The sequence below is a fragment of the Streptomyces sp. VNUA24 genome (genome assembly GCF_029167005.1).
Lineage (GTDB): Bacteria > Actinomycetota > Actinomycetes > Streptomycetales > Streptomycetaceae > Streptomyces > Streptomyces scabiei.
In genome coordinates, this window is record NZ_CP119143.1 from 5,111,537 (window position 1) to 5,127,375 (window position 15,839).

The following is a 15,839-nucleotide window of genomic DNA, read 5'->3' on the forward strand; positions in this document are numbered from 1 at the left end:
CTTCGACGACTTCGACGACTTCGACGAACTGTTCACTTTCAACCCCCGTGAGGTTTCGTTGTCTTGCTGCCGATGGCCACCGACGGCCACACGACACCGCTGATCCCTATCGATCACGCGATCACCCGAGCACCACTGATCGCCGTCGCCGCCGACCAGGCGGCCGGCTTCAGGCACCACCTCCCAACAGCCCGTCCGCGAGCCCCATGACCACGGGCAGCACTCCCACGGTGATGAAGGCCGGCAGGAAGCACAGCCCGACCGGCGCGGTGATCATCACGGCGGCACGGCGGGCCCGCTCCGTCGCCGAACGGCCCCGATCCGCACGGGCCTCGGCGGCGAGGCGGGCGACAGGTGACGCGGCCGGTACACCGGACTCGTCTGCGCGTTCCAGCAGTCGTGCCAGCGCCCCGGCGCCGGGCAGGGACGCCAACCCACGCCAGGCCTCGGCCGGTTCACCCCCCAGCCGCACCTCCGCCGAGCCCTTCGCCAGGCTCTCGCCCACCGGCCCGCCCAGGGCTTCCCCCACCGCCCGGGCGGCGACCACGGGACTCGCTCCGGCCGTGATGCAGGCGGCCAGCAGGTCGGCGGCGAGAGGCAGTTGGCGGGATACCTCCGCGGCGTCGTACGCCTGGCCCGCATCGGCGCCCTCGCGTCGCGCCCTCCGCAGCCAGAGCCAGGCCCCGACTCCGGCGGCAGGGCCCGCCACCAGCCCCAGGACGCCTCCGACGAGCACCCACCCCGCGCAGACCGCCCCGCCGACCGGCAGCCACCGCCGCACCGCGTCCCGGGGGACGCGGCTCCGCCGGGGCGGACCGGCGGCGGGGGTCAGCACGGCCGCAAACCGAGCCCGCAGCCTCCGCTCACGCCGCGCGGTGCCGAGCGACCGGGCCAGCCACCACAGTCCACCGACCCCGCAGGCCACCATCCCCAGCCTGTGGACGACCTCACCGTTCACGCCGCCTCAGCTCCCCGCACGATCCGCAGCGCCCACCACAGACCCGCGCCCTCCAGCACGGCCCCGACGAACAGACAGCCCAGCCCGGCAGGACTGTGCAGCAGCACGTGCAGGGGATCGGCGCCGAGCGCGCTGCCGAGCAGAAGCCCCAGGACCGGGAGCCCGGCGAGCATCACCGCCGTCGAGCGGGCGCCGGCCAACTGGGCTCGCAGGTCGGCCCGCTGGTCCCGCTCGGCGCGCAGGGCACCCTCCAGCCGGTCGAGCCCGGCGGCGAGGCCCGCACCCCGGTCGACGGCCACCCGCCAGCACGCGGCGAGTCCCAGCAGCCCCTCGGCGCCCGGCTGCCGTGCCGCGTGCGCCAGGGCACCCGGCACGTCACCGCCGAACCGAGCCGCCGCCAGTACAGCCGCCCCGGCATCCCCCAGCCCTCCGGAGTCCCGCGCGGCCCGGGACAGCGCCGCACCCGGTTGCCGCCCGGCCCGTACCTCACCGGCGACCGCCGAGCACAGCGCGAGCACCGCGTCGCCCCGCCGCTGCCGGGCCCTGCTCTCCTCCGCCGCCCGCCGCGCCCGCCTCAGCACCGGCACGGCCGCCGCCCCCGCGAGGACCGGCAGCACCGAGGCTCCCAGGACCGCGATCACCAGTCCGGCCGCCGGGGCCCACCACTCGGCTCCCAGCCGCCGCGCCCGGGCGGTCACCCGGGCCCAGGGCGGTGGCCCCACCGGTCCGCCTCCCGGCAGCAGCAGCCGCGCCCTGCGCACCCCGGCGCCGCGTGTCCCGTCCGACATCCAGCCCGCCGCCCCCGCACAGGCCACGGCCACCGCCCCGACCGTCATCTCCCCGACCCCCGTCACCACTGCCCTTTCCTCTCCAGCCCGTTCGACCTGTCCGGACCCTCCAGCCCGTCCGGGACCCCGCCACCCGCGCCGCGCAGCCCCTCCCCGATCAGCCCCCGCAGCCGCTCCCAGCCCCGCTCGTACACGAACGCCTCCTCGCCCCAGCGGAGCGCCGGCACGGTCCTCACCAGCCCCGACCCGTCCCGCTCCAGCACATGCACCTCGGCGATCCGCCGTCGCCCGCCCCGGTCCCGTACGAGGTGCAGGACCACCGACAGCGCGGCCGCCAACTGGCTGTGCAGCGCCGCCCGGTCGAGCCCGGCGGCCGTGCCGAGCGCCTCCAGCCGGGCCGGCACCTGGCCGGCGGCATTGGCGTGGAGCGTCCCGCAGCCGCCCTCGTGGCCGGTGTTCAAGGCGGCGAGCAACGCGACGACTTCATCGCCCCGCACCTCGCCGACCACCAGGCGGTCCGGGCGCATCCGCAGTGCCTGGCGCACCAGATCCCGCAGTTCGACGAGTCCGACACCCTCCTGGTTGGCCGGTCTGCCCTCCAGCCGCACCACATGCGGATGGTCGGGCCGCAGCTCCGCCGAGTCCTCTGCCAGCACGATCCGCTCGCCGGGGTCGACCAGGCCGAGCAGCGCACTCAGGAGCGTGGTCTTCCCGGTGCCCGTCCCGCCGCTGATGACGTACGACAACCGGGAGCGGATCAGCGCCCGCAGGACGCGGTCGCCGCCGGGCGGCACCGTGCCCGCCGTCACCAGTTCGGCGAGGGTGAAGGCGCGGGGCCGGACGACTCTCAGGGAGAGGCACGTCGATCCGACGGCCACCGGTGGGAGCACCGCGTGGAGCCGGGTGCCGTCCGGGAGCCGGGCGTCCACCCACGGCCGGGCGTCGTCCAGCCGGCGTCCGGCGACGGCTGCCAGGCGCTGCGCGAGCCGTCGTACGGCGGCCGCGTCCGGGAAGGAGATCCCGGTCAGTTCCAGGCCGCCGCCCCGGTCCACCCACACCCGGTCCGGCGCCGACACCAGTACGTCGGTGACCGACGCGTCGGCGAGCAGCGGTTCCAGCGGTCCGCTCCCCACCAGCTCCGACCGCAGCCGCTCCGCCGCTCCGAGCACCTCGGCGTCCCCGAGGACACGTCCCCGTTCCCGCAGCGCCTGCGCGACCCGCGCCGGTGTCGGCTCGGCACCGCTCTCGACGAGCCACTGACGCACCCCGTCCAGCAGGCTGTCGTCGGGCATCCCGCTCATTCGCCCGCACCTCCGACCGGCGACCGGGGGCACGTCGCGGGCCCCGGCGGCTCTCCGGGCAGGCGCTTCACGCCGCCTCACCCCTGACCGCGACCCGCTCCCAGAAGCCCTCGCAGAAGCGCGCGAGCGGTCCGCGCGGGGCGCCGCCCGGTGGTCTGCCGCCGTCCGGCAGACCGGTCTCGGTGGGCACCTCGCCCGCGAGCGGAAGCCCCAGCAGGCGGGCCACCTCGTGGTCGCCGAGGCCGGGGGCGTACGGCCCGCGGACCGCGACCCGGAGATCGCGCAGGACCATGCCGAAGGCGGAGGCGACACGGGAGGCGGCGGCGACCGCGCGCAGTTCGGCGGGGACGACCAGGAGAGCGAGGTCGAGCTGGGCGAGTGCTTCGGCGACGCCCTCGTCGATGCGGCGCGGCAGGTCGACGACGACTGCTCCGCCTCGCCGCCGGCCCGCGGCGAGGACCGCCCGGACGGCCTGGGGCGGGACGGCGACGGCGTCGCCCCGGTCCCAGCTCAGCACGCGCAGGGAGTGCAGTTCCGGCAGCGACTCCTCCAGGGCGCCGCCGCCGACCCGGCCGCGCGAGGCGGCGAAGGCGGGCCAGCGCAGTCCGTCGGCGCTCTCGCCGCCCAGGAGCACGTCCAGGCCGCCGCCCAGCGGATCGGCGTCCACGAGAAGGGTGCGCGTGCCCTGTCGCGCCGAGGTGACGGCGAGAGCGCAGGCCAGTGTGGACGCGCCGGCCCCGCCCCGGCCGCCGATCACGCCGACGGTGAGCGCGGGCCGGCCGACGCCCTCCGCCACGTCGGCGATGCGGTCGACCAGCCACTGCTCGCCGTCGGGCAGCATCAGGACGTGGTCGGCTCCGATCTGCACGGCCCGCTGCCAGACACCGGAGTCGTCCTGGTCCTTGCCGACGAGGACGACTCCTCGTCGGCGCGTGGCACCGCGCAGCCGCCGCGCCGCGTCGTCCCCGACGAGCACCAGAGGCGCCGCCTCCCACCGGCCCCGGCCCTCGGGCACCCCGTGGTGGACCTCCGGCCGGGCGCCCGCCGCCGCGCAGAGGCGCAGCAGGTCGTCCAGCAGTTCCACGTCCTCGGTGACGATCAACGGCCGGCCCTGCCGCCCCTCGGCGGCGGGCGGCCGGTCGTCGGTGATGGCTCCCGCCATGTTTCCCAGCCCCTTCACTGCTTCGCCCGGGGCGCTCCGCGTGATCCGCGTATTCCATGTGATCCATGTGATCCATGTGATCCACGTGATCCATGTGATCCGTGTCGCGGGCGCCCGTGGTCAACTCCTGTGCGGGGGCCGGTGATCGACCGCCGTCCAGGCGGCCGGCGGATACCGGCCCCACGCATCCGGAAACGGAACCGGCCGTGAAGAGGCCGCCGCCGGGATGCGCTGGAATCACGGTGCGGCGATCTCGGAAATGATGTGGATCATGGTCTAAATCTGTGGACAACTCGATGGCTGTGAATATCTCCGTCACCCGAACAGGCGACTCCGGAACGACTTCCACAGCGCAGCCCCACAACTACGGAGAGTGACGTATCCTGCGCTGAGGCACAGAAAAACCCACGAGGCTCGGAGAGGCTTCGTGGGCCGGGTCGCGGAGGGAGAAACACATGCGGACATGCGACGACCCCCACCGGGGGGGAGAGTGGGGGTCGTCTCCACGGCCGACTCGGGGGGGGAGGAGCCGGGCCGCGTTAGCACGGTCGCGAACGATCCGTGACTTCCATGGTGTACCCGAGAGCCCTCTCAGGCAAACCCACGCGCCCCACACTAGCCCGAATGGCGGGCGCATATGCTCGGCGTCGTGGAAAACCACTCCTTGCCCCGCACAGCGGCCTTCTTTGACCTGGACAAGACGGTCATTGCGAAGTCGAGCACGCTCACCTTCAGCAAGTCGTTCTACCAAGGCGGCCTGATCAACCGCAGAGCCGCCCTGCGGACGGCGTACATCCAGTTCGTGTTCCTCGCGGGCGGCGCCGACCACGACCAGATGGAGCGCATGCGGAAGTATCTGTCCGCGCTCTGCCGCGGCTGGAACGTCCAGCAGGTGAAGGACATCGTCGCCGAGACCCTGCACGACCTGATCGACCCGATCATCTACGACGAGGCCGCCTCCCTCATCGAGGAGCACCACACCGCCGGGCGGGACGTCGTCATCGTCTCCACCTCCGGCGCCGAGGTGGTCGAGCCGATCGGCGAGCTCCTGGGTGCCGACCGGGTGGTGGCGACCCGGATGGTCGTCGGCGACGACGGCTGTTTCACCGGGGAAGTGGAGTACTACGCCTACGGCCCGACCAAGGCCCAGGCGATCCGGGACCTGGCCGAGTCCGAGGAGTACGACCTCGCGCACTGCTACGCGTACAGCGACTCGGCGACCGACCTGCCGATGCTGGAGGCCGTGGGGCACCCGCACGCGGTGAACCCGGACCGGACCCTGCGCAGGGAGGCCCTCGCGCGCGGGTGGCCCATCCTCGACTTCCACCGCCCGGTGCGCCTCAAGCAGCGTCTGGCCGTGCCACCGCGTCCCGCCCTGCTCGCGGCCGCCGCCATAGGCGCCGCGGCGGCCACCGCCGGGCTCGTCTGGTACGCGAGCCGGCGGCGGGTCGCGACGGCCTGACCCGGGTGGCCTCATCGCCACGGTCGATTCACGCTGTTTGAACCTAAAAGTAAAGAAGCACATCGAGGGGTTCCGCTTGTCCCGATCCTGGAGTAGAAAGGATTCAAGGCCCGCGAGACCAAAGGACATCCGAGAGGATCACCTTTAAAAACTCATTTTGGCCCCACGGACCTAGCATGAACACCAGGCACCCACGCGACGTCGACCCGTCGATTACGGGCCAGCCGCACCAGGTCACGGGCCATAGATCCCGGCCTGATGGGCATATATCGAGGACGCTTGGTAACCAGGTGAACATGCCAGCGGCGGTACGAATTCTCGTACCGCCGCAACCCTTTTCCGGGGGTTCTCCGCCCGTTTACCCGGCAGTCGGGTCCCCCGATCCCCACCGCGCCTAGGCGGCTCCGCGCTGCAGTGCCTCGCACACCGCCGTCGACTCGCGCGCACCCAGTTCGACGGCCCTGCCGCAGTGGGCGATCCAGGCGGCCATGCCGTCCGGACTGCCGGAGACATAGCCGTCGAGGGCGGCCACATAGGCGGCGCGGCCGAGTTCCGCGTGGCCGACCTCCGCCGGGCACACCGACTTGGGGTCCAGCCCGCTGCCGATCAGGACGATGCGCTCGGCCGCGCGCGCGACGAGACCGTTGTGGCTGCCGAAGGGCCGCAGGGCGAGCAGTTCGCCGTGGACGACGGCGGCGGTCACCAGGGCAGGGGCGGAACCGCCCCGGATGATCAGCTCGGAGAGGCCGTCGAGACGTCCGGCGACCTCGGCGGCACCCGGCAGCGGAAGCTCGATCAGGGGCTCGTCGACCTGCTCCCCGTCCTGCCGGGGCCGTCCCACGCGCGCGTCGTCATGGCCGGCCGCCACCAGATGCAACCGCGCCAGCACCCGCAGGGGGGACTGCCGCCAGATCGACAGCAGTTGGCCCGCCTCGGCGCTCAACCGCAGCGCGGCGCCCATGGTGCGGGCCTCGCCGTCCCCGTCCTGGCCGCTGAAGTCCGTGCGGCGGCGCACCTCTTCGAGGGCCCAGTCGGCGCCGGACAGCGCCGCCGAGCCGCGCGCGCCGCGCAGGGCCGCCTCGGAGGTGACCGCGTTGCTCCGGCGCCGCATGACGCGGTGGCCGTAGACGCGGTCGACAGCCTTGCGCACCGACTCCACGGACTCGGCCACGCCGGGAAGCTCTGCCAGGGCCGCGAGCGGATCGGCGGCCGCACCAGTCGTACTCATGAGTACGACAGTACGCGCACTCGGCACCGACCCTCGAAGGAGTGGTCTTCCGTCGCCGCACGGACACCCCCGGCACTCACCCCACTACCGTTAGTGAACATGAAAATTGCTTTCGTCGGGAAGGGCGGGAGTGGCAAGACCACGCTGTCCTCCCTGTTCATCCGCCACCTCGCCGCCTCCGGAGCCCCGGTCGTCGCCGTCGACGCCGACATCAACCAGCACCTGGGCGCCGCCCTCGGCCTGGACGAGTCGGAGGCCGCCGAACTGCCCGCGATGGGCGACCGGCTGGCACTGATCAAGAACCACCTGCGCGGCTCCAACCCCCGGATCGCCTCCGCCGAGACGATGATCAAGACCAGTCCGCCCGGCGACGGCTCGCGCTTGGTGCGGATCTGCGAGCCCAACGCCATCTACGACGCCTGTGCCCGTCCGGTGGAACTCGACGGCGGCGCCGTCCGTTTGATGGTCACGGGCCCCTTCAGCGACGCCGACCTGGGGGTCGCCTGCTACCACTCCAAGACGGGTGCGGTGGAGCTGTTCCTGAACCATCTGGTGGACGGCCGCGACGAGTACGTGGTGGTCGACATGACGGCCGGTTCGGACTCCTTCGCGTCCGGCATGTTCACGCGCTTCGACATGACCTTCCTCGTCGCCGAGCCGACCCGCAGGGGCGTCTCCGTCTACCGCCAGTACAAGGAGTACGCCAGTGACTACGGCGTCGCCTTGAAGGTAGTCGGCAACAAGGTGCGGGGCGACGACGACCTCGACTTCCTCCGTGCCGAGGTCGGCGACGACCTGCTGGTGGCCTTCGGGCACTCGGACTGGGTGCGCGCCCTGGAGAAGGGGCGCCCGCCCCGCTTCGAGCGCCTGGAGGCGCCCAACCGGGAGTCCCTGCGCACGCTGCACCGAGCCGCCGACGCCACGTACGAGCTGCGCGACTGGGAGCGCTACACCCGGCAGATGGCGCACTTCCACCTGAAGAACGCGAGCAGCTGGGGCAACGAGCGGACGGGGTCCGATCTGGCCGCGCAGATCGACCCCGAGTTCGTGCTCACCGAGGACGTCGCGGCCAGGGTCTGAGCACCGGGCGCCCGTTCAGCGCAGGGCCGACCCCTGCCCTGGCCCGGCCCGGGGCTCCGACCTGGCCGCCTCCACCCCCGCGCCGGCGCCGCTCAGTCCTTCGGCCTGGCCGCCGGAGCGCCCGGAACCCCCTTCGGGGCCGGTGCCGGTCCGGCGGAAAGGAAGTTCTTCCAGCCCCTCTTCGGCGCCTGCCCGACCCTCAGGGTGCTCAGTCTGTCCAGGACCTCCGGGTCCTGGGCGTCGAGCCAGTCGGCCAGCTGCCGGAAGGAGACGCAGCGCACGTCGGGCTTGCCGCAGACCGCCTCGATCGTCTCCTCGACGGCACGCATGTAGACGCCGCCGTTCCAGGACTCGAAGTGGTTGCCGATGATCAGGGGCGCACGGTTGCCCTCGTAGGCGCGCTCGAAGCCCGCGAGCAGACCGTCGCGGAACTGATCACCCCAGTGCTCCCGCTGCCCCGCCGCCCCGGCCCGGGCCCCGGACTGGTTGACGTAGAAGTTGTAGTCCATGGTCAGCGTCTCGAAGTCGCGGCCCGGGACGGGGACGAGTTGCATCGACAAGTCCCACAGCCCGTCCTTCTTCTCGGGCCAGACCTGGTCCTTGACGCCGCTGGTGTCGTAGCGGAAGCCGAGTTCGCGGGCCGCGCGCATGAAGTTCGTCCGGCCTTCCAGGCAGGGCGTGCGGGCGCCGATCAGCTCCTTGTCGTAGTCGAAGGGCAGCGGCTCGGCCTCGTCCGTGCCGGTGTTGGTCTTCCACGCCTTCACGAACGCCTTGGCCTGGGCGATCTCGCTCTTCCACTCCTCGGCCGACCACTCGCCGACCCCGCCCCCGGCACCGCAGAAGTGGCCGTTGAAGTGCGTGCCGATCTCGTTGCCCTCCAGCCACGCGCCCCGCAGCTGGTCCACGGTGTCCTTGATTCCGCGGACGTCGTTGAAGCCGATGTCCGAGCGGCCCGGGGAGTGCTGGGGCGGGCGGTACAGATCCCGCTTCTCCTCCGGCAGCATGTACACGCCGCTGAGGAAGTACGTCATGGTGGCGTTGTTGGCCCGTGCCACCTTGCGGAAGTGCGAGAAGAGCCGCTGGCTGTCCTCCCCCGCGCCGTCCCAGGAGAACACCACGAACTGCGGGGGCTTCTGACCGGGCTTCAGCCGTGCGGGCCTCGGGAGGTGGGGCTGCACACCGGTGTACGCGGTGGAGCCGTCGCCGATCAGCCGGACCGCCGTCTTCGGCGGGGCCGGCACACCCTCCTTCGTGGCGGACACGCCCTGCCGGTCCTCCTTCCCCGTTCTGCCGGTGCCGGATGAGCCGGTGGTGCCCGCCGGCTCACCGATTCCGCATCCGGCGAGCGCCGCGGCGCAGGTCGCGGCGAGCGTGACACCGGCGGTGATCCTCTGGGTGACGGCCATGGTCCGCCCACCTTCTTCCTTGGCTCGGGAGCAGAGCGGCCAAGGTCGCACAGAGTTCCGATCATGATTAATACGACAAGCCGATGAAATGCTTCATTCATCCTCCTGAGTGATCTAATGACCCATTTGCGGCTAATGTTCTTGCACATCCTTTACTCTGCATTACGATTCGTTTACTGAGCGTTGAGAATTCCCGCCACTGAAACGCCGTGCCCCACGGCCGCGACCCACGCGACCGCGCAGCCCCGGAGGAGACGGGAGACCATGTCCGCCTGCGTCCCCACCCACGCCACCGACCCGGACCCCAACCGGACGGAGCGTGATCACCAGCCGCACAGCCCCCCGAAGGGACCGCGTCGCCGGTTCCGTGTCCCGGCCGCCGATCTGTCGGCCTCCATCGCGGTCTTCCTGATCGCACTCCCCCTGTCCCTGGGCATCGCCCTGGCCACCGACGCCCCGCTCCAGGCCGGGCTGGTCGCCGCCGCCGTCGGCGGTCTCGTCGCCGGGCGCCTGGGCGGCTCCCCTCTGCAGGTCAGCGGACCGGCGGCGGGCCTCACCGTCGTCACCGCCGACCTGATCCACCAGTACGGCTGGCGCACCACCTGCGCCATCACCGTCCTCGCCGGCCTCGCGCAGTTGGGCCTGGCCCAGCTGCGCGTGGCCCGTTCGGCGCTCGCCGTCAGCCCCGCGATCGTGCACGGCATGCTCGCCGGCATCGGTGTCACCATCGCCGTCGCCCAGCTCCACATCGTGCTCGGCGGCACCCCGCAGAGCTCGGTCAGCGCCAACATCGGCGCCCTGCCTGCCCAGTTGGCCCATCTGGACCCCGCCGCGGTCTCCGTGAGCGTCCTCACCCTTGTCCTGCTGCTCGCCTGGCCGCACCTGCCCGGCCGCGTCGGGCGGCGGCTGCGTATCGTCCCGGCCGCCCTCGTGGCCGTCGCGGGTGCCACGGCCACCGCCTCGATCGCCGCCCTGAGCCTGCCCAAGGTCGACCTTCCGTCCTGGCGGAGCCATGCCCTGGCCGGCGTGCCCGACGGACCGGTGCTCGGCATCCTCGCCGCCGTGCTCACCACCACCCTGGTGTGCAGCGTGCAGTCGCTCCTCGGGGCCGTCGCCATGGACAAGCTGGCGGCGGGACGGACCGACGTGGGGCGCTCGGACCTCGACCGGGAGCTGCGCGGCCAGGGCGCGGCCAACGTCGTCTCCGGCATCCTCGGCGGCCTGCCCATCGCCGGCGTCGCCGTCCGCAGCACCGCAAACGTCCGCGCCGGCGCCACCAGTCGGCACTCCACGATGCTGCACGGCGTCTGGGTGGTGGCGGCCGCCCTGTTCCTGGTCCCCTGCCTGGAGCTGATCCCGCTCGCCTCACTCGCCGCCCTCGTGATGGCCGTCGGCGTCCAGATGGTCTCCCTGCACCACATCCGCACGGTGACCCGTCACCGCGAGGTGCTGGTCTACGCCGTCACCACCTTCGGTGTCGTCGCCCTCGGCGTCCTGGAGGGGGTCGCGCTCGGCATCGCCGTGGCCGTCGGCGTCGCCCTGCACCGCCTCACCCGTACGCGCATCACGCACGTGGAGAAGGACGGGGTCCATCACGTCCATGTGCGCGGCCAGTTGACGTTCCTCGCCGTGCCGCGCCTCAGCCGCGCCCTGCACCAGGTCCCGCGCTCGGCGCCCGCCGTCGTGGAGCTGGACGGATCGTTCATGGACCACGCGGCGTACGAGTCGCTGCAGGACTGGCAGCAGGCACACCAGGCGCACGGGGGCTCCGTCGAGATCACCGGACGCGCCGGCACCCGGATCGCCGAACCCGCCGGCACCTCGGCGGCCGGCTGCCGCTGCCGGCCCTGGACACCGTGGCGCAACCACCAGTGCGAGGCCCCGACGACCCCGGCCGCGGGCACACCCCGGGAGAAGGCGGCCGAGGGGCCGCGCGGGCATCAACTGGCGCGTGGGATCAGCGCGTTCCAGCAGAACACCGCCCCGCTGGTCCGGGATGAGCTGGCCCGGCTGGCGCGCGAGGGGCAGCAGCCCTCGCAGCTGTTCCTGACCTGCGCCGACTCCCGGCTCGTCACGTCGATGATCACCTCCAGCGGTCCGGGCGACCTCTTCGTCGTACGCAACGTAGGCAACCTCGTGCCGCTGCCCGGCGAGGAGAGCGGCGACGACTCGGTGGCGGCGGCGATCGAGTACGCCGTGGACGTGCTGCACGTCCGGTCGATCACGGTCTGCGGGCACTCCGGCTGCGGAGCGATGCAGGCCCTGCTCAAGACCGACCCGCACGGCACGCAGTCCCCCCTCAAACGCTGGCTGCGGCACGGCAGGCCCAGTCTGGACCGCGCGACCGACAAGAACCGCCCCTGGGCCCGCCTGGCAGGCCGCGAACCGGCCGATGCCGTCGAACAGCTGTGCCTGACCAACGTCATTCAGCAACTGGAACACCTGAGAGCCCACGACTCCGTCGCCCGTGCCCTGCGCGACGGCGGGCTCGAACTGCACGGGATGTACTTCCACGTGGGAGAGGCGCAGGCGTATCTGCTCACCGAGGAGGCTCCGGACGGCGGAGTCTTCGACCGGGTCGCCCCCACGACCGCGACGACGGACCCGGCAGGTACGTCGGCCCCGGAAGGTACGACGGACCCGGCAGGTACGGCAGACCCGGCGCATACGGCGGGTAAGGCAGACCCGACCGGGACGCCCGGCTCGACCGGAACGGTCCTGCACGACACCCGCGCGTGAACCGATCTCCGTCCGGGTCCGTGGGAACGGGTGGCGTCCTAGCCGCGGGGCCACCCGCCCACAGGTCTAAACCAATCAGAGGAAGGCCCTTGTCATCGGGGGTCCGGGTCTGATGAGCTGTGGCCTGGGACACAACGGTCGCCCCGGCAAAGCACCGTAAGGGAGATGTCGTGAGCAACGAAAGCCTGGCCAACCTCTTGAAGGAGGAGCGCCGCTTCGCGCCGCCTGCCGACCTGGCCGAGAACGCCAACGTCACGGCGGAGGCGTACGAGCAGGCCAGGGCGGACAGGCTCGGCTTCTGGGCGGCGCAGGCCCGGCGGCTGACCTGGGCCAAGGAGCCGACCGAGACGCTGAACTGGTCGAATCCGCCGTTCGCCAAGTGGTTCGAGGACGGCGAACTCAACGTCGCCTACAACTGCGTCGACCGGCATGTCGAGGCCGGCCACGGCGACCGGGTCGCCATCCACTTCGAGGGGGAGCCCGGGGACAGCCGGGCCCTCACCTACGGCCAGTTGAAGGACGAGGTCAGCAAGGCGGCCAACGCTCTGCTGGAGCTGGGTGTCCGGGCCGGCGACCGGGTCGCGGTGTACCTGCCGATGATCCCGGAGGCGGCCGTGGCGATGCTCGCGTGCGCCCGGATCGGCGCCGCGCACTCCGTGGTGTTCGGCGGCTTCTCCGCCGACGCGCTCGCGACCCGTATCCAGGACGCGGACGCGCGCGTGGTCATCACCTCCGACGGCGGCTACCGGCGCGGCAAGCCCTCCGCGCTCAAGCCCGCCGTCGACGACGCCGCCGACCGGGCCGGCAATGTCGAGCACGTCCTCGTCGTCCGCCGCACCGGACAGGACGTCGCGTGGAACGACACGCGTGACGTGTGGTGGCACGAGATCGTCGACCGGCAGAGCAGCGAGCACACCCCGCAGGCGTTCGGGGCCGAGCACCCCCTGTTCATCCTGTACACGTCCGGCACGACGGGTAAGCCCAAGGGCATCCTGCACACCTCCGGCGGCTACCTCACCCAGACGTCGTACACCCACCACGCCGTCTTCGATCTCAAGCCGGAGACGGACGTGTACTGGTGCACGGCCGACGTCGGCTGGGTCACCGGCCACTCGTACATCGTCTACGGGCCGCTGGCCAACGGCGCGACGCAGGTCATGTACGAGGGCACGCCGGACACCCCGCACCAGGGCCGGTTCTGGGAGATCGTGCAGAAGTACGGGGTGACGATCCTGTACACGGCGCCCACGGCCATCCGCACGTTCATGAAGTGGGGCGACGACATCCCCGCGAAGTTCGACCTCAGCAGTCTGCGGGTGCTCGGCTCGGTCGGTGAGCCCATCAACCCCGAGGCGTGGATCTGGTACCGCAAGCACATCGGCGCCGACACGACGCCGATCGTGGACACCTGGTGGCAGACCGAGACCGGCGCGATGATGATCTCCCCGCTGCCGGGCGTGACGGCGACCAAGCCGGGCTCGGCGCAGACGCCGCTGCCGGGCATCTCCGCCACGGTGGTGGACGACGAGGCGCGGGAGGTCCCCGACGGCGGCGGCGGTTACCTGGTCCTGACCGAGCCGTGGCCCTCGATGCTGCGCACCATCTGGGGTGACGACCAGCGGTTCCTCGACACGTACTGGTCGCGGTTCGAGGGCAAGTACTTCGCCGGCGACGGGGCGAAGAAGGACGACGACGGGGACATCTGGCTCCTCGGGCGCGTCGACGACGTGATGCTCGTGTCGGGCCACAACATCTCGACGACCGAGGTGGAGTCCGCGCTCGTGTCGCACCCCTCCGTGGCCGAGGCGGCCGTCGTCGGGGCGGCCGACGAGACCACCGGTCAGGCGATCGTGGCGTTCGTGATCCTGCGCGGCACGGCGAACGCCGAGGACGAGAGCCTCGTCGCCGACCTGCGCAACCACGTCGGCGCCACCCTCGGGCCGATCGCCAAGCCCAAGCGCATCCTGCCGGTGCAGGAGCTGCCGAAGACGCGCTCCGGGAAGATCATGCGGCGTCTGCTGCGTGACGTGGCGGAGAACAGGCAGCTCGGCGACGTCACCACGCTGACCGACTCCACGGTGATGGACCTGATCCAGGCCAAGCTGCCGGCGGCGCCGAGCGAGGACTGACCCGCCCGGTTCGACGGGCCCGCACGACCCCGAAGGGCACCCCGCGACGAGCGCGCGGGGTGCCCTTTAGCTAAGCTAAGGAACAGGTGTGCCGGGAAGTCTGGTCGGCGAGTGATCCGTGCTGTCCCGACCGGAGGTCTCCCCCGTGGCCGCGTCCCGCACCACCCCCACCCGCAAGGTCCTCGGCCGGCTCTCCCTGCCCGAGCGGACCTTCGTGGCCGACGCGCTGCGCACCGAGACCGTCGGCGGCTGTCTGCTGCTCCTGGCCGCGGTGACCGCGCTGGTCTGGGTCAACGTCCCCGCGCTGCACGACAGCTACGCGAGCGTCAGCGACTTCCACTTCGGTCCCGCGGCGCTGGGCCTCGACCTGTCGGTGGCGCACTGGGCGGCCGACGGCCTGCTCGCAGTCTTCTTCTTCGTCGCCGGCATCGAACTCAAGCGCGAACTGGTCGCCGGTGACCTCAAGGACCCGAGGACGGCCGCGCTGCCCGTGGTGGCGGCGCTGTGCGGCATGGCCGTGCCCGCGCTCGTCTACACCCTCACCAGCCTCGCCGGCGGCGGCTCGCTGTCCGGGTGGGCGGTGCCCACGGCGACCGACATCGCCTTCGCGCTGGCCGTGCTCGCCGTCATCGGCACCTCCCTGCCGAACGCGCTGCGGGCCTTCCTGCTCACCCTCGCCGTCGTCGACGACCTGTGCGCGATCCTGATCATCGCGGTGTTCTTCACCGACGGCCTCGACTTCGCCGCCCTCGGCGGCGCGTTCGCCGGCCTCGCCGTGTTCTGGCTGCTGCTCAGAAAGGGCGTACGCGGCTGGTACGTCTACGTACCGCTCGCGCTCGTCATCTGGGCGCTGATGTACAACAGCGGTGTGCACGCCACCATCGCCGGGGTCGCGATGGGGCTGATGCTGCGGTGCACCCGGCGCGAGGGCGAGGAGCGCTCCCCCGGCGAACACATCGAGCACCTCGTGCGCCCCCTGTCCGCCGGTGTGGCGGTGCCGCTGTTCGCCCTGTTCAGCGCGGGGGTCGCGGTCTCCGGCGAGGCGCTGGGCAAGGTCTTCACCCAGCCGGAGACGCTCGGGGTGGTGCTCGGGCTGGTCGTCGGCAAGGCGGTCGGGATCTTCGGCGGGACCTGGCTGACCGCCCGGTTCACCCGGGCCTCCCTCTCCGAGGACCTGGTCTGGCCGGACGTCTTCGCGGTCGCCTCCCTCGCCGGGATCGGCTTCACCGTGTCGCTGCTCATCGGCGAACTGGCCTTCGAGGGCGACCCGGTGCTCACCGACGGCGTCAAGGCGGCCGTCCTCACCGGCTCGCTCGTCGCGGCGGTCCTCGCGAGCGTGCTGCTGAAGATGAGGAACGCGAAGTACCAGGCGCTGTGGGCCGCGGAGGAGCGCGACGACGACCAGGACGGCATCCCGGACGTCTACGAGCAGGACGACCCGGAGTACCACCTGCGCATGGCGGCGATCTACGAACGCAAGGCCGCCGAGCACCGCAGGCTTGCCGAAGTGGCGGGCGGGGCAGGCGACGGCGACGACGGTCCGGCATGATCTGACAGGACCGCAGACAGGACCGTACAAACGCATA

11 protein-coding genes are annotated in these 15,839 nt (G+C 72.1%); 5 read left to right on the forward strand and 6 right to left on the reverse strand.

Features of this window, described 5'->3' with window-relative positions:
* Window positions 1–169 precede the first annotated feature (169 nt).
* From PYR72_RS21695 to ssd, 4 genes are all read right to left on the reverse strand, one after another.
* On the reverse strand, window positions 170–958 hold the full coding sequence (locus PYR72_RS21695; protein ID WP_275456846.1) for a type II secretion system F family protein: 789 nt from the start codon (window positions 956–958) through the stop codon (window positions 170–172).
* The gene (locus PYR72_RS21700; protein WP_275456847.1) at window positions 955–1,815 is read right to left on the reverse strand and encodes a type II secretion system F family protein; all 861 of its coding nucleotides are present in this window, start codon (window positions 1,813–1,815) and stop codon (window positions 955–957) included. The genes PYR72_RS21695 and PYR72_RS21700 overlap by 4 nt, the downstream gene beginning before the upstream one ends.
* The gene (locus tag PYR72_RS21705; RefSeq protein ID WP_275456848.1) at window positions 1,809–3,047 is read right to left on the reverse strand and encodes a TadA family conjugal transfer-associated ATPase; all 1,239 of its coding nucleotides are present in this window, start codon (window positions 3,045–3,047) and stop codon (window positions 1,809–1,811) included. Before PYR72_RS21705 ends, PYR72_RS21700 begins: the two co-directional genes overlap by 7 nt.
* Window positions 3,048–3,114: 67 nt before the next feature.
* Complete coding sequence (gene ssd, locus PYR72_RS21710; RefSeq protein WP_275456849.1) at window positions 3,115–4,209, reverse strand: septum site-determining protein Ssd; 1,095 nt, start codon at window positions 4,207–4,209, stop codon at window positions 3,115–3,117.
* A gap of 637 nt (window positions 4,210–4,846) precedes the next feature.
* On the opposite strand from ssd, the gene PYR72_RS21715 reads away from it, so the two are divergent.
* Window positions 4,847–5,671: an HAD-IB family hydrolase gene (locus tag PYR72_RS21715; protein ID WP_013001810.1), complete on the forward strand. Its 825-nt coding sequence runs from the start codon at window positions 4,847–4,849 to the stop codon at window positions 5,669–5,671.
* 394 nt (window positions 5,672–6,065) lie between these two features.
* On the opposite strand, the gene PYR72_RS21720 is transcribed toward PYR72_RS21715, so the two are convergent.
* Entirely contained in the window at window positions 6,066–6,899 is an 834-nt protein-coding gene (locus PYR72_RS21720; protein WP_275456850.1) for an oxidoreductase, read from the reverse strand.
* A 99-nt stretch (window positions 6,900–6,998) separates the two neighbouring features.
* On the opposite strand from PYR72_RS21720, the gene PYR72_RS21725 reads away from it, so the two are divergent.
* A complete protein-coding gene (locus PYR72_RS21725; RefSeq protein WP_275456851.1) occupies window positions 6,999–7,979 on the forward strand; it encodes an ATP-binding protein in 981 nt (326 codons plus the stop codon).
* A 92-nt stretch (window positions 7,980–8,071) separates the two neighbouring features.
* Here the strand turns inward: PYR72_RS21725 and PYR72_RS21730 are convergent, their stop codons facing one another.
* On the reverse strand, window positions 8,072–9,385 hold the full coding sequence (locus PYR72_RS21730; protein WP_275456852.1) for a hypothetical protein: 1,314 nt from the start codon (window positions 9,383–9,385) through the stop codon (window positions 8,072–8,074).
* Between the two features lie 264 nt (window positions 9,386–9,649).
* Here PYR72_RS21730 and PYR72_RS21735 point away from each other — a divergent pair, with 264 nt between their 5' ends.
* The 3 genes from PYR72_RS21735 to nhaA all read left to right on the forward strand — a co-directional run bounded on the left by PYR72_RS21735 (window position 9,650) and on the right by nhaA (window position 15,802).
* Entirely contained in the window at window positions 9,650–12,124 is a 2,475-nt protein-coding gene (locus PYR72_RS21735) for a SulP family inorganic anion transporter (RefSeq protein ID WP_275456853.1), read from the forward strand.
* Window positions 12,125–12,294: 170 nt separating this feature from the next.
* Window positions 12,295–14,253, forward strand: coding sequence for an acetate--CoA ligase (acs, locus tag PYR72_RS21740; protein WP_275456854.1), 1,959 nt, complete (start codon window positions 12,295–12,297; stop codon window positions 14,251–14,253).
* Between the two features lie 145 nt (window positions 14,254–14,398).
* Entirely contained in the window at window positions 14,399–15,802 is a 1,404-nt protein-coding gene (gene nhaA / locus PYR72_RS21745; RefSeq protein ID WP_275456855.1) for a Na+/H+ antiporter NhaA, read from the forward strand.
* Window positions 15,803–15,839 lie beyond the last annotated feature (37 nt).

Coding starts and splice junctions, on each gene's coding strand:
- PYR72_RS21705 (WP_275456848.1), bottom strand. CDS start 3,047: ATGAGCGGGATGCCCGACGACAGCCTGCTGGACGGGGTGCGTCAGTGG.
- ssd (WP_275456849.1), bottom strand. CDS start 4,209: ATGGCGGGAGCCATCACCGACGACCGGCCGCCCGCCGCCGAGGGGCGG.
- PYR72_RS21715 (WP_013001810.1), top strand. CDS start 4,847: ATGCTCGGCGTCGTGGAAAACCACTCCTTGCCCCGCACAGCGGCCTTC.
- PYR72_RS21720 (WP_275456850.1), bottom strand. CDS start 6,899: ATGAGTACGACTGGTGCGGCCGCCGATCCGCTCGCGGCCCTGGCAGAG.
- PYR72_RS21725 (WP_275456851.1), top strand. CDS start 6,999: ATGAAAATTGCTTTCGTCGGGAAGGGCGGGAGTGGCAAGACCACGCTG.
- PYR72_RS21730 (WP_275456852.1), bottom strand. CDS start 9,385: ATGGCCGTCACCCAGAGGATCACCGCCGGTGTCACGCTCGCCGCGACC.
- PYR72_RS21735 (WP_275456853.1), top strand. CDS start 9,650: ATGTCCGCCTGCGTCCCCACCCACGCCACCGACCCGGACCCCAACCGG.